This window comes from Bartonella sp. OT172YNZD, assembly GCF_042193725.1.
GTDB classification, from domain to species: domain Bacteria; phylum Pseudomonadota; class Alphaproteobacteria; order Rhizobiales; family Rhizobiaceae; genus Bartonella; species Bartonella grahamii_A.
In genome coordinates, this window is record NZ_JBHILZ010000004.1 from 91,913 (window position 1) to 117,295 (window position 25,383).

Consider the following 25,383-nt stretch of genomic DNA (forward strand, 5'->3'; position numbering starts at 1 on the left):
AGTGTCACAAAACACAGTATTTCTGCAAAATTTTGCCTTCCTAAAATCTTTACATCACCATAAACTAAAGCATCATTATAAACTCGAGCCTTTCTACAATCACGAGTATCACCATAAAATTCAAAACATTGAGTATTCAAAACTTGATCAAAAAAGACCACATTAGCGTAAACATATACATCTCCACTCATATTCAAATAAATATAAAGTGCTTATCTTTCATAAACATGCGAACTCTTACAAACGACTACACAACTATATGTTAATGCATTGTTATCAATAACAATATCATTGTAAACACAGACTTCATTATAAACCGCAGCATCATAAAAACACATTCATCCCCATAAAGGCATTGATCGAATGTACACCCCCTCCCATACAACCACCTTTGTGACTCAGATTACCTTCCTGTTCAATAAAATATCCAAGATCACTTTTTTGATATTTCCCAAATTTTTTAACGCATATATACGATACACCATCTGATAGTGATCTAATTTATTACAATAAAGGAGAAATCAGTATTCTTTGCCCATGAATTTACATTTTTTCTACAGCCATTATCCTATCTCTTAAGGCTCTAAAGCTTCGTTATACTCACACACCACCTCAACGCAGAATTTTTTTACAAATTCTGATGTTGGGGTATATCTTGATTTATAATGCTGCTACGTATACTATCACAGTGAAATCTCATAAACATACGAGTGTGTATCGCCGTTTCTGGTATACACATTTATTTTTTCACAACCGTGGAACTAAGCAACCATTTTTTATTGATTCGAATCTGAAAGTGTATGGGGACATTTTGTTATTAGTTAAAAACAACTCTATATGCTTCATTAGCGAAGAGCTACACATGGATATTTTCACGCTCCTTGTATCATATATTCTGGATTCGCAACGCAATATTAACGCTATAGCGTAAATATGTAAAGGTCTAAAAATGACAAAGACTGAAAAAGATTGGTTCCAACGTTTAGTTGAATTGATAAAAAGTGACGGACGAACAATGATTGAAATAAGCAGAGCTGCAGGCTGTGGACAAAATTACGTCCAACAAATGATAAATGGAGGAAAGAGGCCTTCAGTAGATAAACTCATGGCTATTTTGAACACACTAGGAAATGCTAGTGCCATATATGTAATAACTGGTTTCAACATCTCCGATGAAGACTTAAAACTCATAACTTTGATTTCGTCTGGAGATAAAAAGAAGATTGAAGCCTTAAACGTTCTGTTGAATGAGCAGAATCTGTAGAATTTTCTACTCTATCCAATATCGCTTGCTTTTGAGACGTCGATAACGACTCCCATTTCACAATAATATCAGATAAAGTTGTTTCAAATTTTTTATCATTCTTCATAGTCATACTCCATGTAGTCAAACTATATAACGCTAAAGCGTTTAAATATATCTCATACCTTAGAAAAAAATATTTGCAATAGGCAGTATGGAAGCAATTGTGTACAAACTTATTTTACAAAATCAGATGAAGTTCTATTAGTCATGTACCATGGTGAAACAGAAAGTATCACACGATCCAAACCTTCTTATAAAAATTGGTATGATCTATCAAAAACGCGAATAATGTTACGCATATCTTGTGATTCGGACCAATAACAAACTAATGTGAAAATATCCCTGAAGACACCCCTGAACTCTATATAAGAGAACACGAAAAAGCTTTTTTGAAAAAAACATATCACAATTTTATTCTACATAGCACCATCTATGTTTTTTAAACAATATTGCAAAGCAAGAATATAACAATGTTATAGGAATAAATTCTTATAAACAGAGTCACACTACCTAAAACTCTGTAACACGTTTATAGGGGAACCTCCCCTCTAAACACACCTTGTAAATACTAATATAAGTCTCTATCATAAGCAAAAATGATACTCTTAAAAAATAAAACGAATCACCATACATAATCTTGTATGTAAATTGTATGCAGATTTACAACAAGAGACAAATTTTCTTATGTAAATGAAGAATTATATTTTTAAAGTATGATTTTGAAGAAGAAGTGTACTTTTCCCAAAAAAACATCCTCTCTGCCAATAATTTTTCACAAGAAAGAAAACTCATAACAAAGATAAAACTCTCTACACAATCAATACAAGAAAAATGTTAGCAATACAAAAAAGTGTTAGATTTACCGAAATATTGCCAATCTCTTATGAGAGTAAAATCAAAAAAGACGTCTGTTCTTCAATAATAATTCGGATGACATGAAAACTCTATAATTTGAGCATTAAGCAAAAATACATAAAGACAGAAAATAGCATTTTAACGAATTTTCTAATATCATAGAAAACATTTCTTACAGAGTAATAAAATGCTTATTACAATAAAATCTGGATGATGCAAAGCGATAGAAACAATCACTCAATTGACTTTTCAAAGAACAATTGATGAAATTCTTTTCAGAAAACACGCCACCGTCACTATAAACAATATGTCTCAAAAATCAAATAGAACTCCTCTCTTGGGAAAAAGAAAATATCAACAAATGTTATCATCGTTGACCCCATCATATATATGAAAACCCATGGATCACATTCTCTTATATACAACCTTTCATCACGATAATGCTATTCGAACGTCTAAAAGACATTAACATCACTCAGAAAAAAGTAAATTTAAACTAAATGTTTTTTGAGCCATTTGTTCTAAACAGGTACAATCTTTAAAATTGGTCCTATTGAGATCTGTTTATTTGCAGAATAAGCATAAATAAACTTATCCAATGAAGCCTTGAGCCTTCTATTTATGAAGAACATCATACAGAAAAAGTAAAAAACAGCAACAAACAATGACAAAGGATTTTAGAACGAACAGGAAAATAAATAAAAAAACGGAAAAGGTAGAATCCCAAAACTTTTATATAAGCTATCCATTTTTCTATTGGCCATTTCCCTATTGGTGGGCCCGGAGGGACTCGAACCCCCAACCAAGCGGTTATGAGCCGCTGGCTCTAACCAATTGAGCTACAGGCCCCACATAGGTTGTTTCTCTCTAAACTAAAATGCCCTATGATACAAGAGCTAACAAAGATTATAATTCATCTTTTTCTCTTTTCTATTGTTTTTTTTCAGCGCCCTAATTTCTTTACAAGAACTCTTAAAAATGAGAGAATAGTTAACTAACAAATATAAAGGTATAGATATGATAGAAAAGAAAATTCAACCACTGAAGGGTTCTCTGGTTAAAGCAATTATATTAGCATTTACACTCTTAGCCACATCATTGACTGTATGTGCTTATGCTGAAGAAAATAAAATGAAAAATGCAACGATTACAGTGACTGCAATCGGAGAAAGTCAAGCTGCACCGGATATGGCAATTATTAATCTAGCCGTTGTGACCTATGACAAAACTGCCCAAAAGGCATTAGCTTCCAATAATCAATCCATCAATGATATTATAAAAGCTTTTAAAAACAATGGCATACAAGCAAATGATTTACAAACATCAGGCTTATCCATTTATCAGTCGACCTCTGATAAACACCACGAAAAAAAGAATAATGAAAAACTCTATCATGTTTCAAATTCTTTAACCGTGCGCATTCGTGATCTTACCAATGCTGGTAAAATCTTTGATCAAGCGATGACACTAGGTGTTAATTCAGTTAACGGCATTACTTTTACCAACGCAGATACAAAGCCATTTTATCAAGAAGCACGTAAAAAAGCCATTACTGAAGCCATTGAAAAAGCGCAAACAATAGCGCAAGCAGCCGATTTGAAATTAGGAAAAATTATTGAAATCACTGAAACGGATGATTACTATCACCCAACACCACGTCTCATGAGTAAAGCAGCAGATGCAAGCTACGCAAATACAAATTTTGCAGGTGGTGAATTAAATTATAATGTGAGCGTCACTGTCGTCTTTGCAATCGATTAAGTCACCAACTGTTGTATAAAAATCACATTACTGGCCTTCACAGAGAAGACCAGTAATGTGGTGAAGATAATCTTCCTCAGATAATGATTCGTCTTCGTAAACCTCTATCTGACCGCGTGCAGAAATACGCGCTGTATGTACCGTCTGACAATCTCCTGATACCAATGGATGCCACCAATGAAGATCTTTCCCCTCATAAATTAATCTATAAGCACAACTTTCTGGAAGCCAACGCGCTGTTTTAACTGTCGTAATGTCTAGCGATATACAATCTGGTACAATTGATTTACGATGAGCATAATCTCGACACCTGCAGGTTTCCCCATCTAAAAGACGACAAGCAATACTGGTTGTATAAAGGGCACCCGTATCATCGTCCTCAACTTTATGGAGACAACAACGGCCACAGCCATCACAAAGGCTCTCCCATTCAGAAATGGAAATCTCTTCTAATTTTTTTACTTTCCAAAAAAGAAGTTCTCCACTCATAAACTCAGACACACCTTTTTTAATTAAGACGATCTATAAAAAATGAAACGTTTAATTTCTATAATTTTATCTATATCTATTGAAACATCCCTTTATAAACTGACAAAAAATAAAATGCATCACCTAAAATGATAGAAAAATTCCGCAACGAATATACATTTCTCATCAAAAAGTCCGTATGTGGCAATATAAGTCTATGCTTAATAGATCCCATTTCTTAAAAAACGAGCCGCTACACGCAAGATAATGTTTTATCGTTTATTTTTTCAAATGACTACACACCAGTCTTTGCCCTACATCTGTTATTTTCAGAAAGAGAAATACAAAATTCTAAAAGCTAAGAAAAACATTAAACATCGTAAACTTTCTAGATTATTCAAATTATTCCCACATGTTCTTAAGAAAGCATACAAGTACAACGTAATGCACCTCCCCCTTCATTTAAGAAGAAAGAGGAACTTATTAAAATGCACAAGAATTCCTTTATTTAAGAATCGAGAAAACTGCGCAATTTTCGTGAACGGCTAGGATGTTTCAATTTACGAAGTGCCTTTGCTTCAATCTGACGAATACGCTCTCTTGTAACTGAAAATTGTTGTCCTACTTCTTCCAATGTGTGATCTGTATTCATCCCTATTCCAAAACGCATCCGCAAAACACGTTCTTCCCGCGGTGTTAATGAAGCAAGAACGCGTGTTGTCGTATCTCGCAGATTAGCTTGGATTGCTGCATCAATTGGTAATAACGCATTCCTATCCTCAATAAAATCACCCAAATGGGAATCATCTTCATCACCAACAGGCGTTTCGAGTGAAATAGGTTCTTTTGCAATTTTAAGAACTTTTCGTACTTTTTCTAACGGCATAGAAAGCTTGCTAGATAATTCTTCTGGTGTTGGTTCTCGTCCAATTTCATGGAGAATCTGACGCGAAGTACGAACGATTTTATTAATTGTTTCAATCATATGAACAGGGATACGAATAGTACGTGCCTGATCAGCAATTGAACGTGTAATAGCCTGACGAATCCACCATGTTGCATAAGTTGAAAACTTGTAGCCACGCCGATATTCAAACTTATCCACAGCCTTCATCAAACCGATATTACCCTCTTGAATAAGATCAAGAAACTGCAAACCACGATTAGTGTATTTTTTTGCAATTGAAATAACAAGACGCAAATTAGATTCTACCATCTCTTTTTTCGCAATTGTTGATTCGCGTTCACCTTTCTGCACCTGCATAACAATCCGACGAAATTCACCAATCGAAATAGCCGTTTCTTGCGCAAGATTCTGTATCTCACTTCGCAGTTTTTGGATTTCTTTTGCTTCACGCATCGAAAATTCTTTCCAACCAGGAGTAGGCAAAGCAGCAATATAATTCATCCAATCTGCGTCCAATTCACGCCCTTGGTATTCTTTTAAAAAATCCTCATGGCCAATGCCATAACTATTGGCAATCCGTTTCAGCTTACCTTCATTATGAATCAATCTCTTATTGATGTCATAAAGCTGTTCAACCAAAGCTTCGATACGATTTTGATTTAAAGAAAGAGATTTTACTGCTTGAATCAACTCACCCTTTAATTGAGTATATTTCTTTTTCTGAGAAGATGTAAGGGCCCCCTCCTTACGCTCTGCCAAACTGCTTTCAACATGCTGATCTTGTAATTTTCGTAATTTCACATAGGTTTGAGCAATAAAATCCAATGTTTCCATAACTTGAGGACAAAGTTCATTTTCCATTGCAGCAAGCGATAAGTTAACATCGTCATCGTCTTCTTCATCATCGTCTTCAATGTTTCTCTCTCCTGCGCTCTCCCCCATATTACGTATACCCATTTTTTCTTCTTCTGTCTTATTAACTTCACTTCGCTCAATAACAGGAGCTTGCTTTGCTTCTGGACCAGCATAAGTCGTTTCAAGATCAATAATTTCACGAAGAAGAATACGCTGTTCTTTTAACTCGTCCCGCCAGATAATAAGAGCCTGAAAAGTCAGAGGACTCTCACAAAGTCCCGCAATCATTGTCTCACGCCCTGCCTCAATACGCTTAGCAATAGCAATTTCGCCTTCCCGCGAAAGAAGCTCAACAGCTCCCATCTCACGCAAATACATACGCACCGGATCATCCGTACGATCTGTTACTTCGCGTTTATTCGTTGTCGTTGCAATTGCGTGGCTAGAGGCTTCTACTAAATCACCACCCTCTACCGTAACTTCTTCTTCATAATTTTCAGACTCAACTTCATCCTCATCATCCACAACATTAACCCCCATCTCAGAGAACATCGCCAAGATATCTTCAATTTGTTCAGATGTAACCTCGTCAGAAGGAAGAACTGCATTGAGTTCATCCATTGTTACGTAACCATTTTTTTTGGCAAGTTTAATCATTTTCTTGATGGCATCATCAGAAAAATCAAGAAGAGGACCATCCAAACTCGCTTGGCTTGTTACTTCTGCATTATCTTTCTGTTTAACCTTTGTTGCCATACCATAACTCCACTTGATCACTTCACAGTTTCCATGTAACCATAGTTTCCATGTGACCAGTTTTTTTGTTCTCACTAAAATCTACCAACAGTTTCTCATATATACTTCCTTTTAAGAGATTACTATTGGAAAGAATACATTTTGTATACGCCTTGACATCCAGACAAAAACGCGGGAAAACTCCAGAAGTTTCCCCGACACCTCTCAGCCCTTCTGAGATAATCTCTGTACCCTATCGTAAGAACCAATTTCCCGCTTTTCCTAAAATCTAATTGCCATCTTTATGAAAATGTCACTCCCATAAACTTCCTCATCTAAAATTTAAGTGACTGATTCGCATTAAAAAAGCGAATCATTTTATCGCATCTTGCGTATTCCCGTCTATTTTTTCATCCAACCAACTTCCAAACCCTTCAATTAACGCTTCTGTTGCCTGCATCTGCTCCAGCTCATTTTTTATCTCACGAAGCAGATCAAAAACCTCACTCTTAGGATTTTCTACAAGTTGCTCTTTAATATCCTGTAATCTCTTATGTAGGTGGTGTTCTTGAAGATGCAAGTAGACAGCTTGTTTTAATATCGCACGTGCATCCTCTATAGGGGCTCCACCAAAGATAATACGCATACCAATATTTTGCACAAGATGTTTCATACGCTCTAACAGAGCCTTTTGCCCTCTTTTTTCTAAGAGCGCAACCATTGTCTCCTTATCATGAAGCTGTTGATTCCCAAGAATTTCCAACATAGCTTGATGAAAGCACATCAATTGAGTATTTTTTAATTCTAACTCAGAAAGAATTTCAAAATTTTCATACCACAACTCAGGATAGTAAGCTAACGTGAGTAAAATCACTGCTTCACGCAAAGGAATAGATTGCGAAGAATTTCGTACTATTTCAGAATGTGCTAACAGAGAAAAGGATTGATCTTTAAATATCCTATTTGGTGAAGATTGATCATATCGCCCTTCCCCCTTTTTTTTCGAAAAAAAGGGACGAAAAAAATCAAAAAGGCGTTTTTTTACATCTTGCAAATAATAACGACGGACATCTTCATCCTTAATCGTAAAAATTTGTTGTTTTAGTTGTTTTTCTAGCGCTGCTCGTTCTTCTGGAGTTTCAAAATGCTTTCCATAGGTAGATCGCCACCATAAAAGCTCACTCAAAGGAATTGCTTTTTGCAAAAAAGAAGAAAAAAGTTGTGCTCCACCAGCACAAACAATTTCATCAGGATCTTTTCCTTGTGGCAACAAAACAAAGCGTACACAAACCCCAGCCTTTAAAAGAGGCAACACACGATCAGCAACACGAAAAGCAGCTTTTAAACCAGCATCATCACCATCAAAACACAAAATAGGCTCCTTCCCCATCTGCCATAAAAGCTCAATTTGCGCTTCCGTTAATGCTGTCCCTAAGGGCGCTACGACTCCTTCAAAACCAGCTTTAGTCAATGCAATGACATCCATATACCCCTCAACAACAAGGAGTAAATGAATTTTTTCATCGCTAACAAAGCGACTATTTTTGCGAGCCGCTGCCGCGTTATAAAGTATACTTCCTTTATGAAACAGCACTGTTTCAGGGCTGTTGAGATATTTTGCTCGCGTCTCTTTCTCTAATGCACGTCCTCCGAAAGCCACCACACGTCCGTGCAAATCTTCGATAGGAAACATAATGCGATTTCTAAATCGGTCATAAGAATTCGCACTCTCCTCATGTACTGTGAGAAGTCCACATTCTTCCATTTGCTTTATTGAAATGCCCCGTGTACTCAAAGCTTCTTTCAAAGCTGTACGCCTTACCGGTGCAAAACCAATGCGGAAACGCTCTACGAGCTCTGGTGTAACACCACGTGCACCCAAATAATGACGTGCTTGCTCACCTCCTTTATCGCGTAAATTATATTGAAAAAAATCTGTAGCAATTTTCATCACATCATAAAGGCCAGCCTTTTGCAGTTGACGTTTATGACTTTGTGAATCCAAAATAGGAAGTTTCATTCCCGCAAAATCAGCCAAACGCTCTACACTTTCTGAAAAGTGCAATCCATCAAGCTCACACAAAAAGGTAAAAATATCTCCACTGACACCACAACCAAAACAATAATAGCGCCCTTTACGATCATCACAATGAAAACTTGGCGTTTTTTCACCATGAAATGGACAACAACACCAAAAGTCTCCCCGAGAAGGCTTACTTTTTCGAGGATCAAAATCCACCCGTTGACCAATCACTGTTGAAATTGGGAGTCTCGTACGCAGCTCATTAAGGAAATCGGGCGGAAAACGCATTATCTCTCACAGAGTTTGAAAATTCTTTTTTGCATATTTAACGACTTTAGAGCATAATTCCAATACTTCCTCTTAAGCAGTTGTAAAATTTTAAACTCTCAACTGCATATAATTTTAGAAATGGAGAGTGAAAAAGTGATCGAATTTATTGTTCAATATCCGTGGTTAGAGGCTATTTCTTGGCTTGTTATTCTTACTATAGTTGCCCTTTTAGTCAACTTTCTAGGGCGAAAATTACTTATTCACGGAGCAAAAAAACTCTCTTCTTTTCTCCCCCAAAATACAACGATCGATATTAATAATGCTATTCAATACATAGCGAATATCATTTCAGCCTTTATTATTTCAGTTGGTGTTAATTTTATACCAACATTGCCCAATGCATTCAGTACTGTCATCGGTAATGTTGCTAACGCCTTCATTATCTTTTTTGTTGTTCTGACAATTTCTGCCTGTCTCAATGTCATTAACATCCTCTACGAACAACGACCAACAGCACGGTTAAAACCAATAAAAGGTTATATTCAAATTGCTAAAATTGCACTTTTTGCTGTTGCGACAGTTTTAATGGTCGCTACATTGATTGACCGCTCTCCTCTTATTCTCTTCTCCGGTCTTGGTGCAATGGCCGCGGTTCTAATGTTAATTTTTCAAGATACGCTTCTTTCTCTCGTTGCCGGTATTCAAATTTCATCCACTGATATGGTTCGCGTTGGTGATTGGATTGAAATTCCTAATCTCGGTGCCGATGGTGATGTTATTGAAATTGCCCTGCATACTGTTAAAGTTCAAAATTTCGACAACACCATCACCTCAGTTCCTATCCGTAAACTTGTGACCGACCCTTTTAAAAATTGGCGTGGAATGCAAGAATCGGGTGGAAGACGCATCAAACGCTCCCTTTTTATTGATCAATCAAGTATTCATTTTCTCACAAAAGAAGAACAAAAATATCTTTCCCGATTTAATTTATTAGAAAATTATTTCACGCAAAAAGTAGCAGAAATTGATCAATGGAACGCTCAATTAGATAAAAATCATGATGTCTTAGCTAATACGCGCCGTTTAACCAACATTGGAACTTTTCGTGCTTATGTTTTTGCTTATCTACAACAGCATATAAACATCAACCCTAATATGACCTTTATGGCACGGCAATTACCTCCTACAGAAAATGGTTTACCCTTAGAAATTTATTGCTTTACGAACACCACTGTTTGGATAGACTATGAACAAATTCAAGGTGATATTTTTGATCACCTTTATTCCATTCTTCCCTGTTTTGGTCTAAAGGTTTTTCAAAATCCAAGCGGTTATGATTTTAATCAAGTATTAAAAGCAAAAGCGAAATAAAAACGATAAACTTTAATTTATCAATTTTGAAGCAAACATATTCATAACAACAGAGAAAGAGTAAAGTATCATGAATGGTTCATTGGTACTCCTTCATCTTGCCGGCGCTATTTCTTTACTTCTCTGGGCCACACGCATGGTGCGCACAGGAATTGAACGCGCCTATGGTGACAGACTTAAATATAAAATGTGCCACGTCATTTCAAAACCATTATTTGCTGTAAGTTTTGGGCTTTTTACAGCAATGATTTTACAAAGCTCTACAGCAATAACGCTCCTCGTTGGTTCTTTCGTTGAATCTGGTTTTGTCTCTGGAGTAGCAGGACTTATGGCTGTACGCGGAGGAGAATTAGGATCAGCAATCGTTGTTAAAATTCTCACCTATAATCTCACACTTGTTGTGCCCCTTTGTCTTTTAATTGGCACTTGTATCTTCATGACAACAGAAAAGCGTGAGTGGCGTCAAATAGGACGTATTGTCATCGGTATTGGTCTTTTGATTTTATCTTTAGAGATGATAAGTACAGCGACAGAACCTTTACGTGAAAGCAAAATTTTGCCTAGCATCATTCGTTATCTTTCAACCGATCCTGTTTCCACTTTTTTGTTGGCTGCTGGCTTAACCTACCTCTTACATTCATCCATTGCAGGAATCATTTTGTTGGTCAATTTTGCCAACTACGATCTGATCCATACACAACTCTGTATTGTCATGGTTCTTGGTGTCAACTTTGGCTCTTCTCTTATAGCACCACTTTTAACGCGCAACGCCTCTCCTAATACCCGCCTCGTTCCCTTAGGAAATTTACTCATGCGTGGGGCCGGTTCAATCCTTGTACTTATCTTATTTCTCTCCTTTCACCCTCCCATCACATGGCTTGGCAATAACGCCTCTACTCAAGTGATCAACGCCCACATTATTTTTAATGTTTTCATTCTCTTTGCTGGAATACCGCTTTCAAAATGGGTTTTAAAATTAACCACTCAAATTGTTCATATAAGTGCAAAAAAAACGCAAGCCGATAAAACGCTCAATTTATCGGATCAAACAGCTCTTGATGACAGTGTTCTTGAACGCCCCTCTCTCGCTCTCTCGAATGTCATGCGTGAAGTCATTCATATTTGTGATCTTGTAGACATCATGCTAGAAAAAATCATGGGGCTTTATGAAAATCCTGATCCCAATATTATTTGTGAACTTAACCAACTCAATACTATATTGGACAAAAAACATATCGCTATCAAACTTTATCTTGCACGATTAGCGGAACAAAAGTTATCTGACGAAGAAGCTCTTCAAACGCAAGAACTTCTAGGCGCCTGTATAAAATTAGACCAAGCAGGCGATATCATTATTCATAATATGCTGATGCTGGTTAAAAAGAAACAACAAAAAGGTTTACAATTCAGCAGCGAGGGCTGGAGTGATCTCCTTGGTTTCCACGCCATTGTACTAGCCAACGCGCATATAGCATTTAACGTTCTCGTCTCACGAGATACACACACTGCACACCTATTAGTACAAAAAAAAGATCAACTACGAAATTTAGAAAAAGAGATGAGTTTAAAACATTTTAAACGTTTGCGTGAAGGGGATCTCAAAAATGTGGAATCATCTAGTCTTCATCTCGACACTGTCCGTGACCTCAAACAAATCAACTCTCTTTTGACCTCAATGATCTACCCCATTTTAGAAGAACAGGGACTTCTTCAAAGTTCTCGCCTACGCAACCCTGCTGAAGAACAAACAGAAAAACCTTAAACTTTTAAAATAACTTGAATAAGAAACACATCACATCGATTATTCAATTTTTAATATGGTCAAGATATTGATCTAATCAAAATATTTTATTATTTGACAATTTAAAAGAGCTGGCTTCATCGTAAATTTCTTTCATTTAAAATCTATTGATGATGAATTACTCAAAGTCATTTGCTTGCACATTAAACACAAAGCAGCATGTAGAATAGAACTCTTGAAGAAAGACGTAAAAATGTCTAACCCTCTCAAAGCCAAGACTGTTAAACACATAAAGAGAAGGTCAAGAGTATGATGGTTCCAACCTAAACTCGCCTTGTAATAAAGGGAATCGCTTCACAGTAGCAGCGAAAACAGAAGTTACTTTATAAGGAATGCAACCCCCACAAAAACACAACGTTTATATCAAGATTGGTAGATGTTCAACCTATACAACCATTCTATAACGTGTCAACAAAACAGTTTTAATTTCATTTCAAACATCATTGATATCAATTGGCAAGCTCCAAACTTTTAAATATCCATTTTAATTATTGCTTTAATCACAATTGTTTTTTAAAAGTTAAGAGAGAGAAATTAAAAAAAGCTTATAAATACACTTTATGACTTATCAAACCATTTTCACTAATATTTTCTTCTTTTATTCATATTTCTTAATTAATTAATTTATTTATAAATTAAAATGTATTATATATTTACACTTATTAATTATTAATATGATATAAATGTGAATATTATTTCAATATAAAGGAAAATAATAAGTAAAATCTTTAACAGAAATATCGTTTTCACTGGGTAAAAAAGGAATAAACCTTGATTTTTACAAAATTTACTCTAGTTACAATTTAAATTCAGGCAAAGGAGGGTATCATGGAAAATGCAGCCATAGGTTGGATTGTAGCTATTATTATCGGCGGGATTGCAGGTTGGGCTGCACAGTATATTATGAAAAGCCAAACAGGAATATTGTTAAATATTATCTTAGGGATTATTGGCGCTGCGCTAGCAAGCTTTCTTTTTAGTCTTTTAGGTGTAAGTTTTGCTGGTTGGCTTGGCTATCTTATTTCAGGTTTTATAGGAGCCTGTATTCTTATATGGATAGGACAAAAAATTCGATCATAGAACATTTGTTTTTTATACCTTTTGGAATTCAATAAAAAACTGGGAAACAACTAGCAAAGGTTGAAATATTTCCCTATAATTCGTTGTTACCAGTTTTGATATAATGGTGAGATGCTTAAGCTACGATTTTTGACATACACCATCACTGTATTTTAAAACGAAATACATTAAAGACCTTTATAACGCACCATTTCATACCTATATAAACTTATGCATATCAGGAGAGATATGTTGCGTTATTTTAACGAAATACGAACTTATTTTTGTACCACGTGCACAAATCCAGCTCATCTCACTGTAAAAACAAATTCATAAGGTTACAAAAATCACTAACAATGATTAAAGATTCTACCGCATAACACTTAACGCCTATACACTCTATCAACAATACCCTTTTTACCGAAAAACTCGAAGAGCTCTTTTGCATTTTTAAGAAATAATAGAGAGAAGGTAAGAAAAAAATGATAAAGAAATTTTTCCTAAGCCGTAAAATAAAAGAATATCTAAAATAAATATAAAATTTAAATGATGATATATTATTTTAAATTTATTTTTCATAATAAAAATATATAAATATGAATAATATTAATGTAAATTAATTATAAAAAGACTACAAATTCTATAATATGAAGTAATTTTTTATAATTTCAATAATATAAAATATTTTAAAGTTTTCCAAAATATATGCATTACTATAAACTTCTTGATTACAAAGAATAAAATCTCCTTTACATCTCAATTCAAAAGAGTTGAATATCTCTTCACTTTCTAAATTATAACATAAAGTTTTGTTTCTCTTAAAATTTCCTCTTTATATCATCTTACATATTACATAGATGAATTTTTATCTCTTCTTTGTATGCGTTACAAACGAATTTTAAAGCACAAAACATTTTTCCCATTGCTCTCATGCGATAAAGAAAATTTCATAATGCATTGCCCGAAAGCACCTTCGATAAAACATAATACCTTATTTTGCTTTTTTAATGAAAATGATCCTATAATATATATTTCCCGTATATCGTCTTTTAAAGACCTTTGCTTTAAACTTTCTCTTTGATATCTTCCTGTTACAATCTTGCTGCTTTTATACTCCTTGTATTACAATAGAGCTATCTATTTAGTTCACCCAACATAATATATGGAATAAGACTTTAGATGTGGAGTAAAATGATGTCTGATCTTGAAGATTCTATCTTACCACCTCTAAGGTGGTTCTCTAATCAAAATCCTCCAATACCAGAAAACATTCGCAATTGGCTCATGGAATCGGGCTCAATGACGCTTCGATTAAAGAAATATTGTACCTGCCTCCAAGTTCAACCACAACGCGAATGTTTTATTACGCGAGATAAATTAACAGAAGAAGCAGAGCATCTCCCTGAAAGTGCGCGTTATTGGCTACGCGAAATCATATTGATGGGAGATAATAAACCTTGGCTCCTTGGACGCACTGTAATTCCACAAGAAACCCTCCTACACAATCAAGCCTTGATGCATTTGGGAACTGTACCTCTAGGACATTATTTATTTAACAATGACAAATTAACCCGCGATTACATTCATATTGGTCAACAAAGTGCGCTATGGGCACGCCGTTCCCGTTTGCGGTTAACGGGTAAGCCATTGTTGCTAACTGAACTATTTTTAACAGATTCCCCACTGTATCCCCACAAATAGAGGTTACTCATTTTATGCTGCATAATTTATAGATTTTATATAGCTTATAAGAAGTTTAATCAGAGAAAAGAATTTCAAAATCATCTCAAAACACATTACAAACAAAGACTTCTTTTCAAATATCTTTTCATTTCAACAACTCAGCTTAAAAATGTCTTCCATAAAAAACGTTTTAAAGTTCTGATTTTCTTATCCTTAAAACCAGCGCTTGAATTAAGAAGATACACACCATATTGATAAAATCATCTACATTTAAATTTCTTGCCGAATAATCACCACTCTAAAAATACGGCAACTCTTTATTAAACAAATGCTTTGAAACCGCAAAAAAGAGAACAATACACTTCCCAAAAATTGGAAATCTGTATCAATTAGCTTAATCATCCTATTTTAAAATTTTTAACAATGCAGACAATAGATCTTTTTTTTAAAAGTAAAAAATCTGTAATTTTTTTGTTTTTCAAATGATCTAACAGCTTTGAAGAACAGAAAAATATAATACATAAAAGATATTTTATTGCTCTATGAGCTCCAAAAAAGATTCGTTTATTTCAAAAAAAATTATTTTTTGATAATAGTATGTATGTACAAGATAAATGACATTTACCAACATCCCACTGACTTACAAAGGCGACGCACAATAAAAAATATTTTCCAATCCCCTTGAATTAATAAGATCTATTGCAATTTCTTACGAAGACTATCGCACACTTTAGAAAAATTCATTTGCCCCGCATACCGTTCCTTAAGCCATGCCATCACCTTACCGATATCGCGTAATTTCTCAGCTTTTGTTTGTGACAAAGCTTCACAAAGAACCTGTTCTACTTCCATCTCCTTAAGTTGATAGGGAAGAAATTCACGAATAACTGCTATTTCTGCTTGTCCTCTCTCTTCTAATTCCAAGCAACCAGACTCTTTATAGACTCGCATCAATTCTTCACGTTGTTGAAGCATTTTAGTGAAAACAGACTGTATCTGCTGATCATCCACTTCTAGCTTCCCTTGATCATAATAAAGAATATCACGATCCCTAACTGCAGCATCCATTAAACGAAGTGTAGCAAGACGCGCACTATCTTGCGCTTTCAAAGCATCCCTAAGAGCCCCATCAAGCTGGTTACGCAACATAAATTTATCCAATTTTGTTCAAGAAAAAAGTGCCTTTTAACCAATCTTTATCCATCTTGCAATGGAGGATAAAAAAATAATTAAGGACTCGATCTTCGAAAAGCTAAAACAAGGCTTTACCTCTTCATGGAATGTACTTATACTGCCTATTTCAAACGAAACGTTACCAGAATAATATACACAGCATCTGTTAAAGGTATGATTTTTGTGTAAAGTTGATCATTATACCTTTCTGAGAGTAAATTGTGGATACAACTATGATACAAACGACTTCACCTAGCAGCCCTTGGAGTATCAAAAAACCTACAGCCCTCTTAGTCTTAGCTGATGGAACCGTTATTGAAGGCAAAGGAGCAGGTGCTACAGGTATTGCTGAAGCTGAAGTGTGTTTTAACACCGCTATCACGGGCTATGAAGAAATCCTCACAGACCCGTCATACACACAACAAATCGTTAATTTTACTTTTCCTCATATAGGAAATGTAGGGGCAAATAGTGAAGATATTGAAGCTCTCACTCCTCTCAATTATCGTAGTGCTGTTGGCGCTATTTTCAAGGCAGACATTACACATCCCTCAAATTATCGTGCCAATGAAAATCTTCATCAATGGCTTAAAACGCGTAAAATTATTGCACTTTGTGGTATTGACACACGTGCGCTCACAATTCTTATTCGTGAAAAAGGTACGCAAAATGCTGTCATTGCACATGATTCTAATGGAAATTTTGATATTCCTTCTTTAAAGAAACGTGCGCAAAAATGGCACGGTCTCGTCAATCTTGACCTTACGAAAGACGTGACATCTCAATCATCAATGCAATGGGATGAAAAACCATGGAGTTGGAATAAAGGATACGGTACAAACAATGTGCACAATCTTCATATCATTGCAATTGACTATGGTATTAAACGCAATATTCTTCGCCTTATGGCAAAACAAAAAGCACGCATTACTGTTGTGCCTGCCCACACAACTGCAAAAGAAATTCTAGCAATGAACCCTGATGGCGTTTTTCTTTCTAATGGACCAGGAGATCCTGCAGCTACGGCTCAATATGCCATTCCAACGATCAAAACATTAATTGATCATAATTTACCAATTTTTGGAATATGTCTTGGTCATCAACTTCTCGCTCTTACAGTTGGTGCAAAAACCGTGAAAATGCACCAAGGACATCATGGTGCCAACCACCCAGTTAAAGACCTCAACACTGGAAAAGTTGAGATTGTATCGATGAATCACGGTTTTGCCGTAGATTCTGGCTCTTTACCACAACATGTTCAAGAAACACATATTTCTCTCTTTGATGGTTCAAACTGTGGTATTCGAATCATTGGAAAACCAGTTTTTTCTGTTCAATATCACCCCGAAGCTTCTCCTGGACCACAAGATAGCCACTATCTCTTTCAGCATTTCTGTGATCTGATTATGAATTATAAAAAAATATCTTAAAATAAAATGCCTCACCTTCTAGCTTCTCTCCTTTAAATTATATCATCTTCCTATGCACAATTATATTATTTTATACCTACAACTTATTGAATAAGTGTTATTATTTATCATTTTGCAACTAAAATGAGAGTACTGAATAGCTTAAATTTTTCTCATTCCTCTCCTCTTAGGATTGTATCCATCAAAATCATTGGCTTCCCCCCCAAGTAAAATAAGTGTGCCGATAAGACCATTTTTAAAAAGAGTAAAGTGCCTAACCATACCAAGAGCTAAGAACCATCGGAACATTGGAAACTGGCAAAGTGAATGATAGTACTGCATCTTTTATATATGTAAAGGGAGCAATATACAGGGGATCTTATATCATTAACAGTGACTTTTTACCTTATATTCTTCATTGGCACTATCACAAAATTAGAGCAACGCATTGAAAGCTATTCTTTCAAAGAAAGATTGAATTCACAATACAATTTTAAGCATTCTATTTTGTATGAGAAGCATAATTCCTATTAAAGAATAAAAAAAATTAAAGTGTGAGACAATGCAACAAATCTCTACTTTTTAAAAGATATTACCCTAGATAGTCTTGAAAGCTATAAAGCCGAATAAAAAAGTGATGACAAAACAGGAAGCGGCTTTTCAATTTTACAACTTTATATTCTTCCAAAATAAGATTTTTTTCGATTCCAGAAGTGATTCAAACAAATATACGCAATATTTTACTTCCAATTTGCCATATAAAATTTGAAATTGTTCGCACAGTACTGATACATCTAACGCAGATACGTTTTAATCTTTTTTTTCAATATGCTGCTGCATTAGCACTGAATATTAATTTGCAAGCAATAGAAAAAATACGGACTCTACTATACAAACAATATCACAAAATAAAAAAATTATTCGCACTAACTGAGAAAGATATATCGATATTTTATACAACACTTTGTGAAACAAATATCACAAAAAACTTTCTGCCTATAAAACGATACATTTCATTTATCTTGTGCATTCTTTAGCAAAATAGTACATACCAGCCCTCTCTCAACAAATTAACGTACCCGCAAGGCAAAAATAACTGTCGCAACAACCAGAAGAAAAAAGCCTCCAACAAAAGGAGCACCAGAAAAATAAAACAGTGCATTTTTATCTGTAAAACATTCAAAAAGAAACACATAAAAAACAGAACCAAATGTTAAACTTAACGAAATAACAGATGTCATCGCTCCTTGCAGTTCTCCTTGTACATTTGCCGGTAGCTGCGCTGAAGCAATAGCACGCATAGGTGCATGAACAAGATATTCAAGCATTGTACACGCACAAACCATATAAACCATCCACCCCTGCGTCGCAAATGTATAGCCCAGCATAGCAACAGAAGAAAACAAAAGCCCCACTATAACAATATGCCAATCACTCCATCGTTTAGAAAAATAAGGCAAAATGAGAGCGACTACAATAAATTGGACTATCCCAAAAACACTATAGGAAAGCCCAATAGAAAAAGAACTCCAATTATAGCGTTCTTTTGCAATGAAAGCCCAAATGCTTAACCATACAGATTCTGCAAACCAATAAAGAAAAAAGACCAATAACACCCAAAGAACCATCGGATATTGTTTCAGGTGCCAAAAAGCACCCAAGGGATTTGCTCGCTTAATATCAAAAAAACGCCTATTCCATAGAGAAAGAGTTTCTGGAAGCATAACCCAAGAAAAAATAAAATTAATGAATGAAAAACCAGCAGCAAAATAAAACGGAATACGCGGGCCAAACTGACCTAAAAAACCACCAATAAACGATCCTAAAATAACCCCCAATGCAGATGCAATGCCTAACAGAGCAAAATTGCGTGTACGGGTTTTATCATCGGATATATCCGCAAGATAAGCTGTACAAGTTGCAAAACTAGCGCCACTTATCCCTGACAAAAGACGCCCGATAAATAACATAGAATAGCTCCATGCTATAGCACATATGAGATTATCAAGAGCAAAGCAGATAATAGAGAGAAGCAAAATAGGACGACGACCATAACGATCAGAGAGATTGCCAATAACAGGAGCAAACAAAAACTGCATCACTGAATAAGTTGCAAGTAATTTCCCTCTTTCTACAAAAGATGTAGTGACATCTTTTCCAGTTAATTGAGAAAAATATTCAGGCAACACAGGACAAATGATCGCAATACCAAGAATATCTAACAATAAAGTGATGAATACTAAAATGAGCCCACGCTGAACAAATTTCGGATTGAGCATTTGGTCTTGCATAACATACACACTATTTTACGCATACAATTACTCCCCCCGCTATCTTTTCACTCCCTCTTCCTTTTAAAAATATTCTATACCGTATACTTTTCACATATAAAATAATAACAAAGTAAAAATTTAAGTAAAAGTCAAGATAAAACTATAAAATTACGCTTTAATTTGTATATCATTATCAAAGCATAAAAAATATTTTTTGCATCATACGCAACAAAATATTTGTGCAACCACTTCATGAACAAAATTTCATGAAACACAGAGTATTTCCAATAGTTTTAGAGACATTATGATGGATTTATCAGACATCATTTCCGCCTCTCATACTACCGTTTTCAGGAATCTCAATTCCATTTGATACGTTAGATATCCTATAGCAATTGAAACCTTTTTAAAATAAGCTCTTAAAAATTTTCTCACCCTCAGAATGTTCTATAAGGTTAAAGCAGCATCACCAGAACAGCTTAACAACGTAAAAAGATCATCATATTTTTAAAAATATTTATTTGACAATAATTTTTATTTAAAAAATAAGTATATTTAGAGAAATAGTTTTTAATTCTGTAATCTTAGAAACTATTCATATCGCTTGCAATTTGTGTAACCTTAAAAAACATGATTATATCTTTATATTCATTGATGCTCTTAATAATTATATGCTACCATTAAATCTAACGATGATCATGATAAGCATTTTAAAAATAGTATTTTTATAAATAGTTAGTCATGAACTGTTAATTCAAAAAGGGTGTATAAAATGCGAAAAATATCCCTATTAATTCTTATTTTAATGCTGGTAACGGGATATGATGTTCAGGATTCTGATTCACAAGAGAGTATTTTAGGAAATAAAATAAAAACACAACAAAAAACCAACGTAAACCTAGATCCCTATACTCTAAATAAATTAAATGCTCTTCTCAAAAAACGTTCAAAAACAAATTATCAGGAAAAAGGAGCACTAATTGGCTTTCTTTCTGAAGCTTTTTTAGGGACACCTTACCAAGCAAATATGTTACATGGCTCAGAAAATATACCAGAAAAACTGATTATTGACTTTAGAGGCTTAGATTGCTTCACTTATCTGGATTATGTTGAAGCATTGCGCAAATCAACATCCCAAACAGAATTCATAAATAACGTCATAAAAACACGTTATATTAACGGTAATGTTCATTTTTTAAATCGGAAACATTTTTTTACAGATTGGGCTTATAGAGAATATAAACTCGCCACTGATATTACCGCTGAAATAAGTCCCCATGCGGTAAAAATAGAAAAATATCTCAACAAAAAAGCTGATGGTGGAAACTATCTACCTGGGTTGCCAGTTGTGAAACGCACAATAACGTATATTCCAAGTAACTTTATTAATGAGGAGGTTATAGGTCGTTTACAGTCTGGTGATTTCATTGGTATTTATACGAAACTTGCTGGATTGGATGTAACACATGTGGGCTTCTTTATCATGACAGATAAAGGGCCAATGTTAAGAAATGCTTCTTCACGAAAAGAAAACGAAAAAGTCGTTGATTCTCCTTTTATGAATTATGTTGAAAAAACACCAGGAATCATTGTTTTAAGAGCTCTTGAATAACATCATAGTGATATGAAATATCTTCTCTATCCTTAAAATATATACTGTCGTCATTCAGGTAAACATCTGACTTCGTTCAAGCTATACGGATACAATATATTTGTTTACAGTTTTAAGAGAAAAAAGTCGTTTTGATCTAACTTTGTTTATAGGTATGACAAAATCATTTTTGGAGAAATCACGGATTTATAATCACTTTATACTGGTTGAACGATAAAGACAGAAAAAAGTCTACTATAGTATCACGCTTTCCTTTCATATTCTCAACCAAGAGTTGTCTTTAGATTACCGCTAATCTGATCTTTACGAATATAACGCAAAAGACACAAACGAACGTTTGTAAAAATAAGTAAAAGTAAAGCCAGATATGTTTAGTGTTGTTTCATAAAGTATTTTATAAAAATTCGATCTACCTCTCTAATTTATTGCATATAAATTTTTGACTTTATAGCATTGTTTTCCTTATAAATTCTTTGTTTTTTGTTATTGTCTATCAAATTAAAATAGCTCTAATGTAGAAGCATATTTATGATTAGGATGCACCAGTACTGTACGAGTCCTTGTAAAATTTTGATGCCAGATTGGAATGAAAATATGAAAGCATCAATTAAAACCAGTTTCTATCTTTAGCATCATTCTTTAGTTCCGCTTTGCGATTTTCTACAGCAACGACAATAATATCCTTCAAAGAGTAGAGACATGAGCATTATTTTTTTCATTCTTTAATGAGTCCCCATCCTTCATGCAATAAAGAACACTCTAAACAGAATCCATTGTATCGATAAAACAATACATTTATTAGCAACAATAATGATGATTAATCTATGATCACAAACTTTAAAACCCTATTCATAACTTTTATATAAAATTTATAATTAAATCTCATTAAACTTATTACGAAGGCTTCACTCCTCTTCGCCCTAAGCAACGAAACATCTACTCCCAACAGTCTGTAAACAATCCGTTTTCTTAAATGGATTTAAGCTGCTAATCATTTCATGAGATTCACTTACAAAAGAATACAGCAGTAAGTCCTATTTTGAATATTTACTCCATACTCTAAAAACACTTAATAGATCAAATTTTATATGCCTTATCTCACCACACCTTAAATGACAGTGTTTTAACGAAATAGAATAAATCTTGCCTTAAATACTCTGTTTAACCTTGTATACTTGATTGATGCAAAAATAAAATCAACAAAAGAGCATCATCGTATTTTCGAGAGGTATGAATCGCTCCATCATAAAAAACAGCCATTATAACATAACAGACAATTTGAAAAATCTTTTTATATAAAAGGGATTACCGTTGTACCGGGAGGCAATTTTGCCTCATCTTCAGGCTCGACATGAATAGAAATACGTACATTATCAAATTCTTTTTGAAGAACAGCTTCGATTTTATCACAAATTTTATGTGCTTCTCCTACCTGCATTACAGCAGGCACAACCAAATGAAACTCTATAAAAGTAACCCTCCCAGCAACACGCGTCCGCAAATCATGGACCTCAAGCGCACCCGATGCATTTGCAGAAATCAGCTCCCGAATCCGCATATTTTCATTCAATTCAACGCCAACATCCATTAATCCCTGAACAGCATTTCTAATCACCTTCCAGCCCTGTAAGAGAATATTAACGGCAACGATTATCGCTAAAATTGGATCTAAAGCTCCCCATCCTCCAACAAAACCAGCAATCAAACCAATTAAAATTGCAAGCGACGTAAAAACATCAGTTATAAAATGTACTCCATCAGCTTTAAGAGCCGGTGAGCGATGGAGTTTTCCCTGCCAAATAAGAACCATTCCCCACATACAGTTTATGACAGTTGCAATAAGATGAATAGCAAGCCATATTCCAGGCTTCTGCAACAATTTAACGGTAGAAAGAGCTATCCATGCTTCTCTTAAAATAACAATTGCCGCAATAATAATGAGTACCCCTTCAAGAATTGCGGAAAAATATTCCGCTTTATGATGCCCAAAGGGATGATCATGATCTGCTGGCTTCATACTCACTTTAACAGCCCACCATGCTGCCAATGACGCAAGGATATTAACGATTGATTCCAATGCATCAGAATAAAGTGCAACCGAACCTGTGATGTGATATGCCCAATATTTCAAAGCAAAAACAATACACGCAATAAAAATAGAGTATAAAGTTAAGCTTTGTATATTGATTTTTACATCCATGAACCTCATCCTTTTCTTCACGAAATAGGGAATTAATATTTTCAACCATATCATTATACTTTTGGCATAACGACGATCTTTCCTCAATATTACAGAAGCTTCATCATACAATAAACGCCTCAGCTCACCATTATTATTGTAAAAACTGCTCAGTTACACGAACAGCACCAATAAAGGAAGAAGAGAGGAAAATAATAAAAAAAGAGCTTTCCCAAGAACAATCAAACACATCACCTTCATTATTAATCATTTTCTGAATAACTTAAAGCCATCTCACGTCTCATAAACGAAAAACTTGTTTTTGCTTAAAATGTATCACGATCATGCGTTATTTTTCAGTCTTATGATGTGCATTATAATCCATCTATAAGCCATCTTTGCACCTTAGAAAAAATATCTTAACACTCTACTGTAACCTTACAAGTCAACAGGATTTTAAAATATCATTTACTAAGAAATTGAGATATAAAAAAGAAGAACAATGATACCCTCAAAAAAGAATCTGGGCATTGGGGACCCAGATTCTTTTCCCTTAGAAATTAAGGGTATACAGAACTTGGGAAATAGCGGGGACCCAAGACACTGCACCTAATACGAAAACAATATATGATTCCATACCAGTATTCTCATACTATACCTATAGTTGTATATTGTCAACATAAATTCTACCATAAGTTTTAAAATAATGTTTTTTTATCTCTTTTTTTAAAATAAAACAAATTCTAACATCTGGAAATCATAAGAAAAAAGCACTAAAAATCTCGCATGCATTTGAATATCACAACAATCAATGAAACCGATAATCCACGCCTAAAAGCCTATCATAATATCCGTGAAAAAGATCTTATTGGACGACAACATCAATTTATTGCTGAAGGCAAAGTAACATTGTCCGCATTACTGCACTCGAGAGAGTTTTCTGCCATCTCACTACTCATCGTAGCAAACCGTCTCTCTGGACTTCTACCGCTTTTAGAAAAAACACAGCCTCTATGTCCTATTTATTGTGTTCCACAAAAAGTTATGGATAACATCACCGGCTTCCATGTCCATCGTGGTGTTCTGGGTATTGGTAAACGCAAAACACTACCATCCTTACAAAGTTTTTTACAACATCTTCCAGAAAAAGCTTTAATTCTTGTTTTATGTGGTATCTCGAATCACGATAATATGGGATCAATTTTTCGTAATGCAGCAGCCTGTGCCAGTAATGGCCTTATTGTCGACAAAACTTCATGCGATCCACTTTATCGCAAATCAATACGAGTTTCTGCCGGCGCTGCTTTAAAAGTACCCTATACGCAAAACGCTGATATAAATGACATTATAGCTGCTCTAAACGATGAAAACTTTCATCTTTATGCACTCTCCCCTTCTGCCTCACACACTCTTAAGCAAGCCGACAAAACCAAAAGAATGGCACTTATTTTTGGAACAGAAGGTGATGGCTTACCACCCCATATACTCCAACAATCAAAAACCTTACGTATTCCCATGACTAACGGTTTTGACAGCCTTAATGTTGCCACAGCCTTAGGTATTGCACTTGCCCATTTTACCAACTTTGACCACTAAAGATGATAACACTTTAAGTTGTAAAACATATCCGATGTTGTATGTTA

General features: G+C 34.8%; 16 protein-coding genes and 1 tRNA gene. 9 read left to right on the forward strand and 8 right to left on the reverse strand.

Annotated features, from left to right (window positions below; all coding sequences use genetic code 11):
- Positions 1-949: 949 nt before the first annotated feature.
- Entirely contained in the window at positions 950-1,264 is a 315-nt protein-coding gene (locus tag ACFIJS_RS02740; RefSeq protein WP_007347852.1) for a helix-turn-helix domain-containing protein, read from the forward strand.
- Here the strand turns inward: ACFIJS_RS02740 and ACFIJS_RS02745 are convergent.
- Together ACFIJS_RS02745 and ACFIJS_RS02750 are read right to left on the reverse strand one after the other, a co-directional pair.
- Entirely contained in the window at positions 1,188-1,370 is a 183-nt protein-coding gene (locus ACFIJS_RS02745; RefSeq protein ID WP_375649702.1) for a hypothetical protein, read from the reverse strand. The two genes, ACFIJS_RS02740 and ACFIJS_RS02745, sit on opposite strands and share 77 nt — an antisense overlap.
- A 1,563-nt stretch (positions 1,371-2,933) precedes the next feature.
- Positions 2,934-3,010, reverse strand: a tRNA-Ile gene (locus ACFIJS_RS02750).
- A 168-nt stretch (positions 3,011-3,178) separates the two neighbouring features.
- Between ACFIJS_RS02750 and ACFIJS_RS02755 the strand changes: the two genes are divergently transcribed.
- A complete protein-coding gene (locus ACFIJS_RS02755; protein ID WP_375649705.1) occupies positions 3,179-3,922 on the forward strand; it encodes an SIMPL domain-containing protein in 744 nt (247 codons plus the stop codon).
- Positions 3,923-3,949: 27 nt separating this feature from the next.
- On the opposite strand, the gene ACFIJS_RS02760 is transcribed toward ACFIJS_RS02755, so the two are convergent.
- From ACFIJS_RS02760 to dnaG, 3 genes are all read right to left on the reverse strand, one after another.
- Entirely contained in the window at positions 3,950-4,411 is a 462-nt protein-coding gene (locus tag ACFIJS_RS02760; RefSeq protein WP_375649707.1) for a YcgN family cysteine cluster protein, read from the reverse strand.
- Between the two features lie 487 nt (positions 4,412-4,898).
- Entirely contained in the window at positions 4,899-6,908 is a 2,010-nt protein-coding gene (gene rpoD / locus ACFIJS_RS02765; protein WP_375649710.1) for an RNA polymerase sigma factor RpoD, read from the reverse strand.
- 352 nt (positions 6,909-7,260) lie between these two features.
- Entirely contained in the window at positions 7,261-9,198 is a 1,938-nt protein-coding gene (gene dnaG, locus ACFIJS_RS02770) for a DNA primase (protein ID WP_375649712.1), read from the reverse strand.
- A 135-nt stretch (positions 9,199-9,333) separates the two neighbouring features.
- Here dnaG and ACFIJS_RS02775 point away from each other — a divergent pair, with 135 nt between their 5' ends.
- From ACFIJS_RS02775 to ubiC, 4 genes are all read left to right on the forward strand, one after another.
- Positions 9,334-10,551, forward strand: a complete 1,218-nt coding sequence (locus ACFIJS_RS02775; protein WP_375649714.1) for a mechanosensitive ion channel family protein — start codon at positions 9,334-9,336, stop codon at positions 10,549-10,551.
- 70 nt (positions 10,552-10,621) lie between these two features.
- Positions 10,622-12,313 carry a Na/Pi cotransporter family protein gene (locus ACFIJS_RS02780; RefSeq protein ID WP_375649717.1) on the forward strand — a complete coding sequence of 564 codons (1,692 nt, stop codon included), beginning with the start codon at positions 10,622-10,624 and terminating at the stop codon, positions 12,311-12,313.
- A gap of 867 nt (positions 12,314-13,180) precedes the next feature.
- Positions 13,181-13,432 carry a GlsB/YeaQ/YmgE family stress response membrane protein gene (locus ACFIJS_RS02785; RefSeq protein WP_375649719.1) on the forward strand — a complete coding sequence of 84 codons (252 nt, stop codon included), beginning with the start codon at positions 13,181-13,183 and terminating at the stop codon, positions 13,430-13,432.
- Between the two features lie 1,170 nt (positions 13,433-14,602).
- A complete protein-coding gene (gene ubiC, locus ACFIJS_RS02790) occupies positions 14,603-15,112 on the forward strand; it encodes a chorismate lyase (RefSeq protein ID WP_375649721.1) in 510 nt (169 codons plus the stop codon).
- Positions 15,113-15,790: 678 nt separating this feature from the next.
- On the opposite strand, the gene ACFIJS_RS02795 is transcribed toward ubiC, so the two are convergent.
- On the reverse strand, positions 15,791-16,243 hold the full coding sequence (locus tag ACFIJS_RS02795; RefSeq protein WP_375649723.1) for a GatB/YqeY domain-containing protein: 453 nt from the start codon (positions 16,241-16,243) through the stop codon (positions 15,791-15,793).
- Positions 16,244-16,500: 257 nt separating this feature from the next.
- On the opposite strand from ACFIJS_RS02795, the gene carA reads away from it, so the two are divergent.
- Positions 16,501-17,697, forward strand: coding sequence for a glutamine-hydrolyzing carbamoyl-phosphate synthase small subunit (gene carA / locus ACFIJS_RS02800; RefSeq protein WP_375649726.1), 1,197 nt, complete (start codon positions 16,501-16,503; stop codon positions 17,695-17,697).
- A 1,049-nt stretch (positions 17,698-18,746) separates the two neighbouring features.
- Here the strand turns inward: carA and ACFIJS_RS02805 are convergent.
- On the reverse strand, positions 18,747-19,967 hold the full coding sequence (locus ACFIJS_RS02805; RefSeq protein WP_375649728.1) for an MFS transporter: 1,221 nt from the start codon (positions 19,965-19,967) through the stop codon (positions 18,747-18,749).
- A gap of 754 nt (positions 19,968-20,721) precedes the next feature.
- Between ACFIJS_RS02805 and ACFIJS_RS02810 the strand changes: the two genes are divergently transcribed.
- Entirely contained in the window at positions 20,722-21,561 is an 840-nt protein-coding gene (locus tag ACFIJS_RS02810) for a DUF1460 domain-containing protein (protein ID WP_375649730.1), read from the forward strand.
- 1,291 nt (positions 21,562-22,852) lie between these two features.
- On the opposite strand, the gene ACFIJS_RS02815 is transcribed toward ACFIJS_RS02810, so the two are convergent.
- Entirely contained in the window at positions 22,853-23,761 is a 909-nt protein-coding gene (locus ACFIJS_RS02815; protein ID WP_375649733.1) for a cation diffusion facilitator family transporter, read from the reverse strand.
- A 765-nt stretch (positions 23,762-24,526) separates the two neighbouring features.
- Here ACFIJS_RS02815 and ACFIJS_RS02820 point away from each other — a divergent pair.
- On the forward strand, positions 24,527-25,336 hold the full coding sequence (locus tag ACFIJS_RS02820) for a TrmH family RNA methyltransferase (protein WP_375649735.1): 810 nt from the start codon (positions 24,527-24,529) through the stop codon (positions 25,334-25,336).
- The last annotated feature ends 47 nt before the right edge of the window (positions 25,337-25,383 follow it).